The 460-nt window shown below is 65.7% G+C and carries 1 protein-coding gene; it reads left to right on the plus strand.

Features of this window, described 5'->3' with window-relative positions; all coding sequences use genetic code 11:
• Positions 1-66: 66 nt before the first annotated feature.
• A partial coding sequence (locus tag K9U41_RS23170) for a hypothetical protein (protein WP_282643186.1) occupies positions 67-460 on the plus strand: 394 nt, incomplete at its 3' end.

Genomic DNA, 460 nt, shown 5'->3' on the forward strand with positions numbered 1-460 from the left:
TCCACGTCCTGCGTGGATGGGCCGTCCCGCATGGCATGATCCACCGGTCCCGTTCATGGAAGACCGATGGCCATCGCCCTGATCGCAGTGCTCCTGTTCGAAGCCGTCCTTCTGATGGCCTGGGTGGCCGGCTATTTCAGCTGGGGCATCACCCTGTTCAACGAACGCATCGCGGCGTCACCGGCCATGCAGGCCCGGCTCTCGCTGGGCAGCCTGGAACGTGACCTGCCGCAGGACAAGTGGCTGCGGCTGGCCTTCCATGCGCTGCCCGATGGCAGCATGGCGTTCCGCGAGAGCTTCGCACCGAGCTTCGGCCTGCGCTACTTCCCGGTGATGCGTGGACGCATCGTTCTCAACGCGCGACGGCACGAGGTGCGGGTGATCGGCCTGTGCAGCTGGTTCGTGGCAATCCTGTCACTGCTGCTGTTGCCACTCGTGGCGATGCGCCCGATGGTGGCAC

Origin of the sequence: Xanthobacter autotrophicus, from assembly GCF_029991245.1 — a bacterium.
GTDB lineage: Bacteria > Pseudomonadota > Alphaproteobacteria > Rhizobiales > Xanthobacteraceae > Xanthobacter > Xanthobacter autotrophicus_C.